The following is a 17,379-nucleotide window of genomic DNA, read 5'->3' on the forward strand; positions in this document are numbered from 1 at the left end:
TACCGTCAATTGTTCAAAATTTGATATTTTTCGGAAACGTTTTTGTAAGATTTGTATAGTAAACCTATAACCACTGGCATTAGTTAAAACATGTCCAAAGCTATATAGCAAAAAATAAAGCAGTTACAATCTGCATTCAGCAAACTGTAACTGCCTGTATATCTTATTAAATGAAAAGGCACGCATCTCCGAATGAGAAGAATCTGTATCTCTCCTTAATAGCCTCTTCGTAAGCTCCAAGTACATGCTCTCTTCCAGCAAAAGCTGAAACAAGCATAACAAGTGTAGACTCTGGAAGATGGAAATTAGTAATAAGACCGTCCATGAGCTTGAACTTATAGCCTGGGTAAATAAAGATTGATGTATCTCCGCTGCTGGCAGATAGCTTGCCATCCTCACTAGCAGCACTTTCAATAGTTCTGCAGCTTGTAGTTCCAACACAGATGACTCTGTGGCCTGCTTCCTTTGCCTTGTTGATCTTATCTGCTGCTTCCTGTGTTACCTGATACCACTCAGTATGCATGTGATGCTCTTTGACATTATCGACCTTAACTGGTCTGAAGGTTCCAAGTCCGACATGAAGGGTAACAAAAGCCATATCTACGCCTTTTTCCCTGATCTTCTCAAGAAGCTCATCTGTAAAATGAAGTCCTGCTGTAGGAGCTGCTGCTGAGCCCTCAAACTTGGCATAAACTGTCTGGTACATGTTCTTGTCCTGAAGCTTATGTGTAATATATGGAGGAAGTGGCATCTCTCCGAGTCTGTCCAGAACCTCTTCCCAGATTCCATCATAGTAGAACTTAACAAGACGATTTCCCTCATCTACTATATCAAGGATCTTTGCCTTAAGTATTCCATCTCCAAAAGAAACTCTTGCTCCTGGTCTAAGCTTTTTACCAGGCTTAACAAGTGTCTCCCATACATCTGCTTCTTTTCTCTTAAGAAGAAGGATCTCAACTGCTGCCCCTGTCTCTTCCTTAACTCCAAGAAGTCTTGCTGGAATAACCTTGGTGTTGTTAAGTACAAGGCAGTCGCCAGGCTCAAGGTAGTTGATCACTTCATTAAACACGTGGTGCTCAACCTTACCTGTCTCTTTATCCATATATAAAAGTCTGCACTCATCTCTCTTGGCCATTGGATCCTGAGCTATCAGTTCCTCTGGAAGATCAAAGTAATAATCTGCAGTTGAAAGACCTATTTCTCTATTTTCGCTCATTTCTATACTTCCTATAAATAAACATAAAAACTGTTACACTCTTTTTACAAGAAAAAGAGTATAACAGTTCTAATTCATAAAGGCAAGTTTACCTTATTCAGGTCACTTTCTATCAGCAATGATTGCAAGCGTATGTGAGATATCATTAAGAGTCTGGGTCATATTCTGAACCATAAGCTGCATTTTCATCTCATCAGATAATTCCTCTTTTTTAAATCTATCCTGCATCTCTTTGATTCTCTGCTGCTGAAGGTTAGTTACCTCTGAAACTCTGCTCATATATACACCCCTTTCTAACTTGATCGTTATTTCTAAAACACAATTAATCCCATAAAGTAATTCTACATTTAATAACGAATTAATGTGCTAAAATAACGATAAACTTTAAGTTAAAAAAGGATGACGGAACATAGCAGATCAATCAGTTGATGAATCCACCATTTTAGATCTTACAATCTCATCATATATTGCATCGATATCATAATCTGGTTCAAACCCACGTGCCACTCTAACTATATTTTCAATTTCGGAAGCATCATCTGCCTCAAGTTCGTCTACCATAACAGCAATATCTTTTCCTTTGGCAAGTTTCCTGCAAACCTGCTTTATAAGCTTGATCAGTTCGCCATTTTTTCTTTCCTCTATGACATTGATACCTCTAAAGCCTTCAAACAGATCACTCATATGACGCTCCTTTATCTGACTCACAAAGTCTTGAATCTCATTCTCTGGAACAAACTGCTTTCTAAGCAGAACTGCTACCACCTTGGCTAGTACATCAAGTACATCCTCCGGAGAATTGGCAGATAGATTATCAAGATAATCCTTTGGCAGATCAATAGAATTAAGCGAGGCAGCTTCTTTAATCTTATTAATTATCATGACAAAAGACAATCCATCATTTTTCTTAATAAGCTCATCATTGCCATAATCTGCAATATTAACCAAATGATAGCAAAAATCCGGAATATATGGTGCAAACACTTCGCTCATAGCAATTCTGCTAACAAATGATTTATCTGCTGTCCAATTATCCTTGCCAGTGTAGTATACTATGGGAAAAATCACAGGATACTTGAACCCTGCAAGCTTGCTCACGCCAGGAATCTTCTTCTCCTGCCTCTTCTCATAGTCTTCCCAAATATAGACCATGTAACGCAGTATCTGCATGCATACATTATAGTCCACCTGCGATTTGTGTTCAATTAGTGTTACAAAAACTTCATCATTTTCGCCTACCCTTACCTGCTTGACTACATCCGCATTTCTCTCTTCTGTGAACATAGGAATATAGCGCTCTGTTACATCTGTAATATCCTCTGCCTGAACATTCCTAAGAAGATCAATGTTCGAATAATCCCTTAGTAGCTGCGCGCATAGCGTTGGATTTTCAAATATCAGCTTGGCTCCATTATCCTCCACCTTACTGTTAGTAATCTGCTGACTATCTGCTGTGCTTACTTCATCTTTGTCTTGTGCATTCTCTTGCATATATCTATGCCTCCTACAAAATAATTATTTCTTCCATCGTTGAAATCGGCATCAGCAAGAACTGCTCAGCCTTTCCAGATTGGAAAAAGAGCTATGACAGATAAATCACAGCTCGGTTAGGATAGCATATGCATTTTCAAAACACAATAAATATTCTCAACATTAATAAAATCTTAAAGAATTAACGAAATTACAAACCTCTTCTTTTCTCAACTATTTGCTTTTGGAACAACTATTTATATTAACTTTCTCACAAACCACACCCTGTGAAAGTCAAACTTTCAATTGTTTCAATCTCTTGTATTCTTCCTCAGTAATATCCCTTACAAAAGAGTTCTTCTTACTCAGATCTATAGCTTCGCCGCTCTCAAGACTCACACTGCCATATTCGCCGTAATATGTATCTGGCTGATCCTTACCGATAGCTCCCCAGCCTGAAAAGCGCTCTGGCGCAATGGACTTATCTGTCTTGCAGTCAAGGAATACTGTTCTGGCTTCATCTCTCCAGGGGCGACCAAGGAACACAGAGCCTTCTGCGCAGCCCTCTTCTCCCTTGATCGTGCAGTTTCTGAACACAAAGCCAAGGTCGTCCTTAGTTCCGCAGGCGGCAGTAATATAGCCGTTGATAAATCTGCTGTCAGCCTTGTCACCATCGTTAGAATCCTTTGAAGCCTCATTTTTCTGTCTGTTATTACATACAATAAGGCAATCCTCAAACACAGCATCTGCTCCACCAAAGATAAAGTCCACATCGCCGTAAATCTCACAGTTTCTGTACAGCTGCCTGGTCTTCTTTCTCGGATTAAGTACTCTTGGGCCCATGAAGCCATTCTTTTGCCTCTCTGTAAGAGGAAGTGGTGCACAGAAAAGAGTATCCTGATGGCCTGTCAGCTTAACATTTTCAAAAAGGCACACGTCTGCATCAGCATAAACTGCAAGAGCCTGTCCATGAACTGAGCCATCTCCTACTGTATTAGCTATAGTCATGTTCTTTACTACAGCTCTTTTACCACCAAAAAAGGCTGTGTAGGAGCGGAAAGTACCTCTCTTTGAGCCATCCTCCATTAGATCAAAAGCGCCGTCGTTATATTCGATAATGGTCTTATCTATGCCAGCTCCGATAAAGGTGATATCACTCTTTTCGCAAAAGAGCTTCTCGTGATAAATTCCTTCTCCGATATGAATAACAGCCTGTTCCTCATATGGAACGGCCTGAATTGCCTCAGTAATTGCGGAGTAATCTCCGTTTTCTTTTGATACATGTACTTCAAACATCTGCTATTTCTCCATATTTCCGACTTGCGAAAAAGTCTATCTTTTTACCCAGTTTATTTACTGGGTATCATATTAAAAAGCCAATTTTCAATAGAAACTGCGCAACTATTGAGTATTTTAATAATCTCACATCATATATGATGAAATATGTCAAAACTTCCTTTTGACATCTACAACTAATAATAAAACAAAAAAGCCTTGGAGGCACTATGAATCTTAAAACAGCTTATGAACCATATTTTAAAATAGGCGCAGCAATTTCCAGATGGAATCTGCACACACCAGCTAATATGAAGCTTCTTACAGCGCAGTTTAGCAGCTTCACCTGCGAAAATGACATGAAGCCTATGTACTATCTGGACAAGGAGGCTAACAAAAAAGATCCCGAGAAATACAATCTTTCTCCTGCTCTTACTTTTGAAAATGCCGCTCCTTATCTTGAATTTGCCAAGGAAAATGGCATTGCCATGAGAGGTCACACTCTCGTTTGGCACAACCAGACTCCTAAGTGGTTTTTCTGCGAAAGATATAATGAGAACTTCCCTATGGCGGATAGAGAGACTATCCTCGCAAGACTTGAGAGCTATATTCACGGGGTTCTTGATTTCGTGCAAACAAACTATCCAGGAGTCATCTACGCCTGGGATGTTGTGAATGAAATTGTTGACGAGGGTGCCTTCAGAAAATCAATTTGGACTGAGACGGTTGGCGAGGATTTCTTTATCAAGGCCTTCGAATTTGCCAGAAAATATGCTGCTCCAGAGGTATCTCTTTTCTACAACGACTATGAGACAGCTCTTCCATGGAAAAGAGATTACATAATCGCCAATGTCCTTAAGCCTCTTATGGATAAGGGTCTTGTTGACGGTATGGGAATGCAGTCACATCTTCTCATGGATCATCCTGACCTAGGAGACTATCGCACAGCTCTTGAGATGTACGGTGCAACAGGACTTCAGGTTCACATCACAGAGCTTGATATGCACAACGCTGATCCTGGCGAAGAATCAATGCATGCCCTGGCTCAGAGATATCAGGAATTCTTCAAGATATACCTTGATGCCAAGAAATCTGGCAAAGCTAATATCACAAGTGTGACCTTCTGGAACCTTCTTGATGAGAACAGCTGGCTCTCAGGCTTTAGAAGAGAAACCAGCTATCCGCTTGTATTTAAGGGTAAATGCGAAGCAAAAGAAGCCTACTACGCAGTTCTTGAAGCCGCTGTACCAGCTGATTCCATCGATAAGTGGGAGCCTGATTACAGTGAGGAAGATTACAAGCTTCAGGGAATGCCTGCTCCAACCATAAAGCGCTTCAAAGAAAACATCTGGGAAGAAGGCGAATACAACTACGCTGCTTCCTATGGCTTTACACCTAATGTTTTTGCTTATCTTCATAACGATGACGTTAAGCGCGACTGTATGCTTGTTATCCCTGGCGGCGGCTATTGCATGTGCTGTTCTCACGAGGGCGAGCTTGCAGCTATGGAATTCTACAACCGCGGAATGAACACCTTTGTACTCAGCTATACCACAGATATTACCATGTCTGTTCCACTTAAGAAGCAGCCTCTTGAAGATATTTCAAGAGCAGTAAGATTCATCAGAAAGAATGCTGAAAAGTACAATGTTGATGGCAAAAAGCTTGTGATCATGGGATTCTCTGCTGGTTCTCACGTATGTGGAAGCCTTGCCGTTCATTTCGATGATGTTAAGGATAATAATCCTGAATATGCTGATATTTCCAACAGACCAGACGGTGTCATTCTCTCATATCCTGTTATTACAACAGGCGAGTACACACACGCAGATTCTGTCAGAGCGCTGCTTGGTAATGATCCTACTGCAGAAGAGCTTGAGTACTTTTCTTTAGAGAAGCAGGTAAAAGACAATACTCCATCCTGCTTTATCTGGCAGACAGAGGAAGACGCCGTAGTTCCTGTAGAGAACAGCTACCTCTTTGCCAAGGCACTTAGAGATAAAAAGATTTCTTTTGCGCACTACGTATTCCCAAGAGGCTTCCACGGACTTACCGTTGCCAATGACGAATTCTTTTCAGGCTGGTCTGGCGGCGAATATTCCATGGAACAGACTATGCGAGCTGCATTCTCTGTAAAAGAGGGAAAAGGCGTGAATGTTTCTGAAAAGCGTAAAGAAGAACTTATCGAGCAGTTCTTTAGCGGCAAACAGCAGCCTGCCATGGGCATTGACTTAAGTCTCAAGGAAGATGTAGGTCTTTGGACTGATCTTGCCTGGGCTTGGATTCAGAAATTACAGTAAATACAATAATCATAAAAAAGAGCTGTAGCATTAGATGATGCCACAGCTCTTTATTTATATTTGCTCTATTATCAAATTAGCAGAATGTGATGGAATCGATGATCATTGCAAGGTTATCACTTACCTGCATATCAAGCTCATCATCATCTGTGTTGTGTCCTGTTGTTTCAAAAACAAGGCATCCGTTCTTGTAATCCCTTGCAATAATTGTCTCATACAGTCCTGAACCCTCATCTCCTGAAGGAAGTATAGCCCAGTAGCCAGTTACATTATCTGTTCCAGGGAATGTACTCTCTGTCTGAATGGTATTCTCACCACCCCAGCTCTTAGCTGTAGCGTCAACTACATCCTTGGCACCAAATACTGGCTCATAATAAGCTTCGATAACGTTTGTTCCAGCGCCATCACCTGAGTAAACAAAGAATACCTCGTCGTCCTGCTGCATTACGTTGATATAAGCTGCGTTATAGGTTACTGACCATCCATTAGGATCATCGTACTGCTGATAGTCTACTCTGCCGTGCTGGTCAACAAATGCTACTGCATCAAAATTCTCATGATCTGCATCAAATACAGGCTCGAAGTAAAGTGTTATTCCATCATCGAAGTGGCCCTTCATAACACCATATTCAACAGACTCAACTGTGAATACCTGAGGCTCTTCACCCTCTCCGCCAAATGTAAATACTACTTTTCCAGCTTCCTGCTCGCAACAGAATGGAACTCCCATTCCATTGTTGCCATCCTCTGTGTATCCAGCGATCTCATTGTAGAATACATAGAAGTAATCTCTTGTTACAGCGCCTTCAGCGTAGTTAACATATACACCCTTTGTAAAGAAAGACTCTGTTGGAATTGTATCTGCCTTAGCCACATCCTCATCAATGATCACTGTATCAGTAATCTCTGCTGCATGAACTTCGTCTGCTACTTTACCACAGCCTGCAAGTGCTCCCATCGTGAGTACTGCTGCTGCGAATACTGAAATTGTCTTTGCCATTAAATTCTTCTTCATAATAAATTCTCCTCGTATATTTTAAAGATTTTGTGTTTTTGTTTGTGACACTTACTTATACGAATCAAATTATTACTGTGGCAAAAAAATTATTTGATATTTTTGAAAATATTGATTCCGGCTTATTTAACAGGGCCAAGATATGTTGTTGGAAGCTCGTAGTTCTTGCGTTTTATTACAAGCTTTTCAATTATCACGCCTGGCTCTCCGGCATAAACTTTTATAGTATTATTCCCCGCCTCGAGGTTAACACTGCCTGCAACCTGTCTGCCTGCAGTAAGCACGCCCTGCGCCCAGTCAGCATCCTGCCATTCAGTATAGTAATGGTCTGATACTGAATAAACAGTCTGTGGCTTATCGTCGCCTACTGATACGTAGAATTTCATTCTGCCGCCTTTAACAGAAGGGTTTCTGGTCATCAGGTAAAAGAGAACGTCATATTCTCCAGCTTCATCTACACCAAATTCATAAGTTACATATGGGATATCAGCTTTATTGCCTGCATTGTCGCCAGATTCATAACTCTTCATTGGTGGGAATGCCTTGATCGCAGAGCCTTCTCTTCCAAGGAACTCAACAACTTCAAAGCCGTTACCATTAGCCTTATGATTATCTGTGAAATCTGCAGCATTGATGCAGTAATATGGTCTGTTTCTTTCACCCAATTTGAATAACAGATCCACATAGGTCTTCTGTCCATTGTCAAAAGAAATATCTACGCGGCCTTTAACCTCTGATACGCCATTGTTCCTGCCCAGGCTAAATACAACTGTATCTCTGCAAGCCTCTAAACCAACTCTTCCGCTTTCCTTATCACAGGTAATAGCGTCAGATTCCAGCGTGATCTTGTATTCAAAGCCAATCTCTCCTCTTGTATCTATATCAAGGAGTGTTTTGCGAGAAGATACTGTTCCAGCAACATCATTACCTGCAACAGCCAGATCCTCGCAGATAATAGGTGCCATATCCTGCCAATATGCTCCCAGATGGTATCTGTCCTGACCTCTGAAGCTCACCATAGCCTTGGCTACAGAAAGTGGAGCCACCTTGTTTACAACTGGATATGACCACTCTCTGTCATCCCAGCTTCTAAAGCCTGTATGTGCAGAGCTAAGGCAGTGATTCCACTTGCCGTCAGCGATGTGATGGAACTCATCAACGAGTCTCTTATCTTCAGCTACTCTCTTTTCAATCTCATCTATGTAAGTGTTAGCATAAAGGCTTCCTTTTCTTGCAAGCTCATGGTTCATTCCTGTCAGTATCCATGCAATCACAAGATTAAGAGAAGCTGCAGCTGCATAATAAACAACACTCTCATAAGTTAAAAGAGCTTCTCCTGAAAGCTCCTCTTTGAGCTTATCTGCAGTAGCCAGAATGTCCCTTGCCTCAGCAAGTATTCTCTCTCCCTCTCCAAGATGAACAGGATGATAAATCCTCTCGTTCATCGTTTCAGGTGTTCTCATGGCATTGAGTCTTGTGTAACCCTCAAGTACCTTGAAAAGATCAGCCTTCTGCTCTGCGCTAAGGCGTTTTCCAAACTGCTGATCTATCCATTTGTATGCGAACTCTTTTACCTTATTAAGACCATTTAAGCCCCAGGTATCATAGTCGTAGGCAAGCTCCATGAAAAAGCTAAGAGGATACTCCATCTCCTTGAGGTCACCGACGTTTACAATCCACATCTTGGTAACACCAGCCTCATAAGCAGTTGTCATCTGCTCCCAGGTCTTGGTCAGACGATTGCAGTTAGTCCACTCATAGCTGATTGGCGCTCCGTGATAGTCAAAGTGATAATACATACCATATCCGCCTGGGTGATTTCTCTCAGCCTCTGTAGGAAGGTTGCGAAGGTTTCCATGATTATCATCACTTAAAAGAAAAATCGCATCCTCAAGCTCAGCCCAATCCTTGAGTCCTTCACAGGTCTCGTCTCCGTAGTAATAATCCTCAACCTCTTTGTAGATGGCGAGCATTCTCGGAACAGCCTTAAAATCTTCTGAAATATGCTCCTTAAGAATCTTATCCTGAGCGAGGATAGCTTTTTTAACAACCTCGATATTATCCTTCATGGTAGCATCTTCTGGAAGAAGCTTAGAATCTGCTTCTCCACGCATACCTATAGTGATAACACTCTCAAAATCCTTATTTCTAAGAACACCATTTTCCCAGAACTTAGTGATAGCCTTCTCGTTAGAAAGAAAACTCCAGGAATTGTCATCTCCATATTCCTTGTACTGCTGCTGCCACTCATTACCAGCTCTGAACAGTGGCTCATGATGCGATGTTCCCATGATAACCCCCAGTTCATCAGCAAGCCTTGCATTCTCAATGCCAGGTCCATCCTCTGGGAAATTGGAATTCCACATGGCAGGCCACATATAATTGCCCTTAAATCTAAGGAGAAGCTCAAATACCTTGCGATAGCACTTGGCATTAACGCCGCCAAACTTCTCATAAGCCCAATTACCAAAAGCTGGCCACTCATCATTTATAAAGAAGCCTCTGTAATAAACGGAAGGCTCTTTAGAAACAAAGGCACCCTTATCATTCTCTTTTATCTCAAGTTCTACAACCTGCTTTTTCTCAGGATAAGCATCGCCAAAGTATACAAGAGGTGATACTCCGCACAACTCAGATAAATGGAGCATTCCATAGATTGTGCCCCTCTTGTCGCTACCTGCGATTACAAGCACGCTCTTTCCCTGATATTCTAAAGTCTTCATTATGAATACTTCTCTTTTACCAGCTACCTGACTCAAATCAACGAGTCCTGCACCCTCAAGCTCTGTCAGCAGAGCGCTCTTACCAACTGTCGCAGCAACAACTGTAGCCTCGGTCTCAGCATCAGCCAAACTACTAACAATCCTTGGTGTCTTGTCAGTTACAAGACATATATCTTCTGCGACAGTCTTACCAATCTCCTTAACTCCCGCAAACGCAGACTCTTCAATAATGATGTCCGCTACTCTTTTCCCATCACATAAAACAAACTTAGCCATAACATTCCCCTTATGTCAGTTTTTTCCAATAAAATAGGCTGTATACTCAGCCTATTCATAAGGATAACGCTACTCACCAACTTTCCTCTACCTACCTAATGCGCACCACTTCTCAATTAGCATAAAAAAAGAGGTAGGCCAACAGGTCTACCTCTTTCACAGGTGTTCAATTATTCATTTCTGAAATCAACGTTCTGAAGGAATGATACATAGCCTCTCTTTGCTTCGAAGAGGTCAGCCTTATCGATTACTTCCCATGGTGCGTGCATGTTGAGAACTGCTACGCCGGAATCGATAACATTCATTCCATAAAGTGCAAGGATGTAAGCGATTGTTCCGCCGCCACCTACATCTACCTTACCAAGCTCAGCTGTCTGGAAAATGATTCCATCCTTCTCGAAGGCACGTCTGATCTCTGCAATGTACTCTGCGTTAGCATCGTTAGAACCAGACTTACCTCTTGAACCTGTGAACTTGTTGAATACAAGTCCTTCGCCGAGGAATGCTGCGTTCTTCTTCTCAAATGCTGATGCATATGTAGGATCGAAGCCGGCACTTACGTCTGAAGAAAGCATGCAGGAATTTGCAAGACATCTTCTAAGTGCAAGATCGTTGTAGCCTTCCTTTGTAAGATTCATAAGCTCTGCAACAGCGTTCTCAAAGAACTTAGACTGCATACCAGTAGCACCAACGCTACCAATCTCTTCCTTGTCTACAAGGATGCAGCAACCAGTTCTCTTAAGGTTCTTGGCTTCAAGAAGAGCTCTCATTGAAGGATATGCGCATACTCTGTCATCGTGGCCATAGCCAAGGATCATTGATCTGTCAAAGCCAGCATCTCTTGACTTACCAGCTGGTACAATCTCAAGCTCAGCTGAGATGAAATCCTCTTCCTCTACGCCATAAAGGTCATTTAAAAGAGCAAGGATTCCGCGGCGAACAGCGCCTGAAACCTTTCCGCTCTCTGCCTTTTCAGCCTTCTCAGCTGCAAGGGCATATTTCTCGCCTGCTGAAAGCTTAGGATCAGCCTTCTCAGCCTTTTCTTTTTCCTTAGACTCAACAACAAATGGTCTGTGACCAATGATAAGATCAAGAGCCTCACCCTCGATAACCTTGGCAGCTGTCTTGCTCATCTGATCAGCAGCAAGGTGGATCAGAAGATCTGAAATGAAGAATACTGGATCATCCTCATCCTCACCTACATTAAGCTGTACTGTTGTGCCATCCTTTTTAACAAATACGCCGTGGATAGCAAGAGGCATAGCAACGAACTGGTACTTCTTGATACCGCCATAGTAGTGAGTATCAAGGTAAGCAAAACCGCCATCCTCATAAAGTGGGTTCTGCTTAACATCAATTCTAGGAGAATCAATGTGAGCTCCGAGGATATTAAGTCCCTGCTCAAGTGGCTCAGAACCAAGCTGGAACATAACGATGGACTTGTTCATCCATACACTGTAAACCTTGTCGCCTTTTTTAAGCTTAGTCTTACCACCAATAAGTGTATTGAGTTCTCTGTAGCCTGCTGCCTCAATCTCATTGACGATAGTATCAATCGCTTCTCTCTCAGTCTTGGAATTATCAAGGAAGTTCTTGTAGTCCTCACCGAATTTGTCTACAGCCTTAAGCTGTGTTGCGCTATAAGTAGTCCAAACATTTTTTCTGTTCATAAATACTTACCTTCTTTCTTAATAATAAGCATCTACTGACATATTTAATGTCAGTTAGGTGCAATAAAATAGCCATTACTTTTTGTTAGCAATGGCTATTATATCATTTGTTTTGAATACAATCAAACTTAGCTACGAATCTCTATTCCCATAGTGAATGAAAGCTTTCTGAGCATCTTATCTACATATCCGCTAACAGCGTCATATGTAAGCTCCTCATCCTTAGGAGTGAATGTAATTGTAAATGCCATACTCTTCTTACTTGGAGGAATTGGAAGTCCTTCATAAACATCGAAGAGCTTAACATCTGTTACATATTTGCATGAACCATAGATTGCATCCTCAACTTCGCCACATGTAACTGTCTTATCCATGATAAGAGCAAGGTCACGCTTAACTGGAGCGAACTTGGGAAGTGGCTCGAATGAAGGAGTCTTGCCATACCACTTCTCAAGAACAGAAAGATCGATTTCGCAGATATAAGCAGGAATTCTCATATCTGTATCATCCTGAATCTCGTATGTGATCTGTCCAAGATATCCAACCTCTTCACCCTCGCATGTGATCTTGGCTGCTCTGTATGGGTGAAGGAATGTCTTAGTTGTAGGCTCATACTTGAAACTGATATGAAGTGCCTTAGCAACATTCTCAGCAAGTCCCTTCAATGTGAAGATATCCTCATCCTCACCGAAGATACCGATACAAATAGTAGCCTTCTCTTCTGGATACTCAGTAAGTGGAAGTGACTTAGGAACAAATCTGTTACCAAGCTCGAAAATTCTTCCTTCAAGAGTTCCCTTCTTCTGGTTTCTTGCAATTGCATGGATCATCTGAGCTGCAAGTGTTGTTCTCATAAGAGAAAGATCTTCATTGATAGGGTTGAGGATTCTGATAGCATTTCTCTCAGTTGCATCCTCAGGGAATCTCAGAAGATCCAGGTCACTTGGTGAGAAGAATGAATAGTGCATTCCCTCGTAAGCGCCCTGAGCACAAAGAGCTCTCTTAATCTTAAGCTCAGTCTTCTGTCTAAGGTTTCTGCCACCCATTGTTACGTTAGCGTTAGCAAGGAATGTAGGCTTAACGTGGTCATAGCCATACATACGGATAAGCTCTTCTGCAATATCAGGATAATCTTCCATATCCTCACGATAAGCAGGAACCTTGATTGTAAGCTCATCGCCATTTATAACTGGCTCGAAATTAAGGTTTGTGAGGATTCTCATGATCTCATTCTCAGGAACCTCAATACCAAGAACGCCGTTTACTCTCTTGATAGAAGCCTTCATTTCCTTCTTCTCAATGCTGTTGCCTGTATTAACATCAACATGAGTCTTGGAAACCTTACCTGCACCGAGCTGCTCGATAAGGTGAAGTGCTCTCTTCATAGCGATAACTGTTGTGTACTCGTAAACACCCTTAGCAAAAGCTGCTGATGAATCAGATGACTGACCAAGTGCTCTTGAGCTCTTACGGATGTTGTCACGCATGAACTTAGCAGCCTCGAAAGTAACTGTAGTTGTTGTATCACGAATCTCTGAATTGAGACCACCCATGATACCAGCAAGAGCTACAGGCTTCTGTCCATCACAGATAACAAGGTTTTCTGATGTAAGTTCGAACTCATTCTCATCAAGAGTAACGATCTTCTCACCATCTTTTGCTCGTCTTACTACGATCTTATTTCCCTCAAGGAAATTGCCGTCGAAAGCATGCATTGGCTGACCAAGCTCTCTCATAATGTAGTTAGTGATATCTACGATGTTGTTGATTGAGTTGTTACCAACAAGAGCAAGTCTTCTCTTCATCCAAAGAGGACTCTCGCCGAGCTTAACATCGTAAACATAATGTCCAATATATCTAGGGCAAAGCTCTGGAGCTTCTACTGTTACGCTGAAGCCTTCGTTCTCCACCTCTGTCTCTGTGTAGCTAAGATCAATCTCTTTTAATGGCTTATCAAGAGCAGCTGCTACTTCTCTTGCAAGGCCATAGATGCTCTGACAGTCAGGTCTGTTAGCTGTGATAGAAACATCGAAGATCCACTCATCAAGACCAAGGAGAGGCTTAACATCAATACCAACCTCTGTATCCTCAGGGAATACAAGAAGTCCGTTATAACCAGCACCTGGATACATATCCTCAGTTACACCAAGCTCAACACCTGAGCAAAGCATACCCTCTGAATCATATCCTCGAAGCTTACCCTTCTTGATAGTAGCAACACCGATAACTGTTACATGGTCTTTCTCAGTTTCGATAACTGTTGCGCCAACAAGAGCAAGAGGATATTTGCCTCCGGCCTGAACATTGTCTGCACCACAGCATACCTGGAATGTTCCATGCTCACCAGCATTAACTGTACAAACATGAAGATGTGTATCAGGAATAGCCTCACATGTGAGAACCTCACCAACTACAACCTTAGATACATCCTTACCAACTTCCCAGCACTCTTCAACTTCGAATCCGCAGTCAAAGAGCTTTTTCTCTAATTCTTTTGGTTCAATATCTATATCTACAAAATCTTTAAGCCAACTTAAAGGTACTAACATTTCATTTTCCTCCTATAGTTTTAGAAAACCCTGAATTACTCGTAGTGATCGATCTGCTTGAGAACATCAAGGTCTGACTCAAACAAGTGCTTGATGTTATTGATGCCGTACTTGAGCATAGCTGTACGCTCAATACCGATACCAAATGCAAATCCACTATATTCGTTAGAATCTATTCCGCAGTTCTCTAAAACCTTCTTGTTAACTACACCAGCACCGAGAACCTCGATCCAGCCAGTACCCTTACAAAGGTTACATCCCTTACCACCGCATGCAAAGCAGCTGCAGTCAACTTCTACAGAAGGCTCTGTGAATGGGAAGTATGATGGACGAAGTCTTGTTGTTGTACCTTCTCCGTAAATCTTCTGTACAAAGAGTTCAAGCGCACCCTTAAGGTCACAGAGTGTGATGTTCTTGTCTACTACAAGACCTTCCATCTGTGAGAACATAGGTGAATGTGTAGCATCATCATCTGAACGGAAAACCTTACCAGGTGAAAGAATCTTGATAGGAGGCTTAGAATTCTCCATAACATGAATCTGACCTGATGAAGTCTGAGTTCTAAGAAGATACTCAGCGCTCAGATAGAATGTATCCTGCATATCTCTTGCAGGGTGATCCTTAGGTGTATTGAGGGCGGTGAAATTGTAGTAATCATTCTCAATCTCAGTGCCTTCATAAATTTCAAATCCCATTCCTGCGAAGATGTCGATAAGTGTCTCTCTCATCTGTGTTACAGGATGAAGATTACCTGTGTAACGAATCTTAGCAGGCATTGTTACATCCTGCTTCTCGCTCTCATAACGAAGCTGAAGCTCTTTTTCCTTCATCTTCTTGTCGAGTTCTTCGAAGTGCTCAAGAGCCCACTGTTTTAATTCATTGACATTCTTGCCGTACTCGGCACGATCCTCAGCTGCAATGTTCTTCATTTCCTTCATGAGAGCACTGATCTTACCGTTCTTGTTGTCCATGAAGGTCTTTCTCATCTCGTAAACGAGCTTGGAGCTATCAAGCTTTTCAGAATTAGCTTTGATCTCTTCACGGATTGCTTCAATTTTCTGACGTAATGCGCTGTTTTCCAAAATTCCTTCCTCCTTCGATTCTGCTATGGAAATAATAAAACAGAATGTCGCTAGCGACATTCCTGCGCCGAGTGCGGATGCTTTAGCATCATCTTCATTTCGCACGAGTGCGCATAATAGAAAGTCCCATAGCATCATTTAAAATGCTATGGGACGAATAATCTTCCGCGGTACCACCCATGTTCATGTTTCATATTCGTAAAAAGAAACATGCACTTAGTTTCTGCAGCTATAAGCTGCTCCACTTGATCCATAACGGGGACCTCCGTTCCAAGCTACCAGTCATAATAAGCCTTCACTTGGACTGCTCCGGTGCGAAATTTCCGTATATATCATTGCCATAAGAGGCTCTCAGCCAGTGACCTCTCTCTCTGGAATGGATGCTATCACATCTTCAGGCAAATGCCTGACACCATCGACGCATTTCTTTTGTTTAATTACTTACATATTCTATGTGTCATATTAATAAAAGTCAACACTTTTTCGATTCTATTACGCATTCTCGCTGAGCTTATCTACAAAGGCCTGAGCCATTTCACTAAGGTGAGCGCCCTTTCTGATGATGTAGCCAAATGTAAGATTCTCTTCCTCTTTGAGCTTGATTGCCTTGATCTCATTTGAGTTTAGACTATCTCCCAGCATAGCTGCTCCGACAGCATATCCGTTAAGTCCCAGCATGAGCTCTATGGAAGTAGCTCTTTCGTTGGTGCTGATTATTTTCTTGTAATCGTAGGTAGCAAGTGCTTCCTCTCTATAGTAAAAAGAGGTGTTGTCGCCCTGATCAAATACCATACAAGGGTAATCCTCCAGCTCATCAAGAGATATTACTTCCTTGTCTGCAAGAGGATGATGTGAGCTAAGATAAAGATATGTATTTCTGGTAAAGAGTTCATGGAATTCCAAAGAAGCATCGGCAAATATCTTCTTGAAGGTATTCTTGTTAAAATCACTAAGAGCAATAACGCCAACCTCACTCTTAAGAGTCTTAACATCCTCTATTACTTCGCTTGTCTGAGTTTCTCTTATGTAGTACTGGTACTCTTCAAGATCAAACTCTTTAACTGTCTCTATAAATGCATTAACCGCAATTGTGTAATGCTGCATGGATACAGAAAACGTAGGCTTGTGTCCACTAGCATTGAGATATTTCTCCTCAACCTTCTCAAACTGCTCAACAGCGCTTCTTGCGTATGCAATAAAAGAAGCTCCTGCGGGAGTTGTGACAACACCGTTATGAACTCTTTCAAATATCTGAATCCCAAGTTCATTCTCAAGATCTCTTACTGCACTTGAAAGTCCAGGCTGAGATACATAAAGTCTGTCAGCAGCTCTTCTCATGGAGCATTCTTCATCAATAGCTATAATGTATTTTAGCTGTAATATGGTCATATCTTTACCTCTCTAAAGCGATAAATTTCTAGTACATAATAGCATACTACAGCTAATTATTCACACACTTATTTTATTATTTCTAAAAAATATCAGCACATAGTTCCTGGTCCAGGGAAATCGCCAAGGATAAGCTTGCCATCAATAGATGTCTTTTCTTCTCTATCCACAAGATCGCCAGCTTGCTTTTTGGCGCCAGTCTGAAGCGTATTAGCTGCCTTTTTCTTGGAACTGTCTTTCATAACAAGGCTGCTAGCCTTCTTACTAATATTTTTTCCACCTGTGACCATTTCCATGTCGTCATCAGTAAGCATAACCATCTTTTCGTTATCCATAATGTTAACCTCCGTACTAATCAGATGAATCCACATAATTATTTTACTATCTTTTTATACGAACAAATCTTAATTATGG

Annotated in this window: 12 protein-coding genes; 1 reads left to right on the forward strand and 11 read right to left on the reverse strand. The window is 41.6% G+C overall.

Features of this window, described 5'->3' with window-relative positions:
• Positions 1-166 precede the first annotated feature (166 nt).
• The 4 genes from queA to IJI01_RS11375 form a co-directional block, all read right to left on the reverse strand.
• Positions 167-1,216, reverse strand: a complete 1,050-nt coding sequence (gene queA, locus IJI01_RS11360; protein ID WP_292190291.1) for a tRNA preQ1(34) S-adenosylmethionine ribosyltransferase-isomerase QueA — start codon at positions 1,214-1,216, stop codon at positions 167-169.
• A gap of 102 nt (positions 1,217-1,318) precedes the next feature.
• Entirely contained in the window at positions 1,319-1,495 is a 177-nt protein-coding gene (locus IJI01_RS11365) for a hypothetical protein (protein WP_292190294.1), read from the reverse strand.
• A 138-nt stretch (positions 1,496-1,633) separates the two neighbouring features.
• Positions 1,634-2,707, reverse strand: a complete 1,074-nt coding sequence (locus IJI01_RS11370) for an Rpn family recombination-promoting nuclease/putative transposase (protein WP_292190297.1) — start codon at positions 2,705-2,707, stop codon at positions 1,634-1,636.
• Positions 2,708-2,980: 273 nt separating this feature from the next.
• Complete coding sequence (locus IJI01_RS11375) at positions 2,981-3,982, reverse strand: pectinesterase family protein (RefSeq protein ID WP_292190300.1); 1,002 nt, start codon at positions 3,980-3,982, stop codon at positions 2,981-2,983.
• Between the two features lie 209 nt (positions 3,983-4,191).
• On the opposite strand from IJI01_RS11375, the gene IJI01_RS11380 reads away from it, so the two are divergent.
• Positions 4,192-6,261, forward strand: coding sequence for an endo-1,4-beta-xylanase (locus IJI01_RS11380; RefSeq protein WP_292190303.1), 2,070 nt, complete (start codon positions 4,192-4,194; stop codon positions 6,259-6,261).
• A gap of 76 nt (positions 6,262-6,337) precedes the next feature.
• Here the strand turns inward: IJI01_RS11380 and IJI01_RS11385 are convergent, their stop codons facing one another.
• The 7 genes from IJI01_RS11385 to IJI01_RS11415 all read right to left on the reverse strand — a co-directional run bounded on the left by IJI01_RS11385 (position 6,338) and on the right by IJI01_RS11415 (position 17,300).
• Complete coding sequence (locus IJI01_RS11385; protein WP_292190305.1) at positions 6,338-7,276, reverse strand: hypothetical protein; 939 nt, start codon at positions 7,274-7,276, stop codon at positions 6,338-6,340.
• Between the two features lie 122 nt (positions 7,277-7,398).
• Complete coding sequence (locus tag IJI01_RS11390) at positions 7,399-10,275, reverse strand: glycosyl hydrolase 115 family protein (protein ID WP_292190308.1); 2,877 nt, start codon at positions 10,273-10,275, stop codon at positions 7,399-7,401.
• A gap of 170 nt (positions 10,276-10,445) precedes the next feature.
• Complete coding sequence (locus IJI01_RS11395; RefSeq protein ID WP_292190311.1) at positions 10,446-11,945, reverse strand: aminopeptidase; 1,500 nt, start codon at positions 11,943-11,945, stop codon at positions 10,446-10,448.
• Between the two features lie 128 nt (positions 11,946-12,073).
• Positions 12,074-14,494: a phenylalanine--tRNA ligase subunit beta gene (gene pheT, locus IJI01_RS11400; RefSeq protein ID WP_292190313.1), complete on the reverse strand. Its 2,421-nt coding sequence runs from the start codon at positions 14,492-14,494 to the stop codon at positions 12,074-12,076.
• Positions 14,495-14,529: 35 nt separating this feature from the next.
• Positions 14,530-15,576 (reverse strand): phenylalanine--tRNA ligase subunit alpha, encoded by a 1,047-nt coding sequence (gene pheS / locus IJI01_RS11405; protein WP_292190316.1) that lies wholly within the window; start codon positions 15,574-15,576, stop codon positions 14,530-14,532.
• A gap of 492 nt (positions 15,577-16,068) precedes the next feature.
• Complete coding sequence (locus tag IJI01_RS11410) at positions 16,069-16,965, reverse strand: LysR family transcriptional regulator (RefSeq protein ID WP_292190319.1); 897 nt, start codon at positions 16,963-16,965, stop codon at positions 16,069-16,071.
• 92 nt (positions 16,966-17,057) lie between these two features.
• Positions 17,058-17,300, reverse strand: a complete 243-nt coding sequence (locus IJI01_RS11415) for a hypothetical protein (RefSeq protein ID WP_292190322.1) — start codon at positions 17,298-17,300, stop codon at positions 17,058-17,060.
• Positions 17,301-17,379 lie beyond the last annotated feature (79 nt).

This window comes from Butyrivibrio sp. (assembly GCF_017433805.1).
In the GTDB taxonomy this organism is placed as follows: Bacteria; Bacillota; Clostridia; order Lachnospirales; family Lachnospiraceae; genus Butyrivibrio.

Excerpts from the sequence above, each read along its gene's own strand:
- IJI01_RS11365 (WP_292190294.1), bottom strand. The coding sequence starts at position 1,495 with ATGAGCAGAGTTTCAGAGGTAACTAACCTTCAGCAGCAGAGAATCAAA.
- IJI01_RS11370 (WP_292190297.1), bottom strand. The coding sequence starts at position 2,707 with ATGCAAGAGAATGCACAAGACAAAGATGAAGTAAGCACAGCAGATAGT.
- queA (WP_292190291.1), bottom strand. The coding sequence starts at position 1,216 with ATGAGCGAAAATAGAGAAATAGGTCTTTCAACTGCAGATTATTACTTT.
- IJI01_RS11390 (WP_292190308.1), bottom strand. The coding sequence starts at position 10,275 with ATGGCTAAGTTTGTTTTATGTGATGGGAAAAGAGTAGCGGACATCATT.
- IJI01_RS11375 (WP_292190300.1), bottom strand. The coding sequence starts at position 3,982 with ATGTTTGAAGTACATGTATCAAAAGAAAACGGAGATTACTCCGCAATT.
- IJI01_RS11410 (WP_292190319.1), bottom strand. The coding sequence starts at position 16,965 with ATGACCATATTACAGCTAAAATACATTATAGCTATTGATGAAGAATGC.
- pheT (WP_292190313.1), bottom strand. The coding sequence starts at position 14,494 with ATGTTAGTACCTTTAAGTTGGCTTAAAGATTTTGTAGATATAGATATT.
- IJI01_RS11415 (WP_292190322.1), bottom strand. The coding sequence starts at position 17,300 with ATGGATAACGAAAAGATGGTTATGCTTACTGATGACGACATGGAAATG.
- IJI01_RS11385 (WP_292190305.1), bottom strand. The coding sequence starts at position 7,276 with ATGAAGAAGAATTTAATGGCAAAGACAATTTCAGTATTCGCAGCAGCA.
- IJI01_RS11395 (WP_292190311.1), bottom strand. The coding sequence starts at position 11,945 with ATGAACAGAAAAAATGTTTGGACTACTTATAGCGCAACACAGCTTAAG.
- IJI01_RS11380 (WP_292190303.1), top strand. The coding sequence starts at position 4,192 with ATGAATCTTAAAACAGCTTATGAACCATATTTTAAAATAGGCGCAGCA.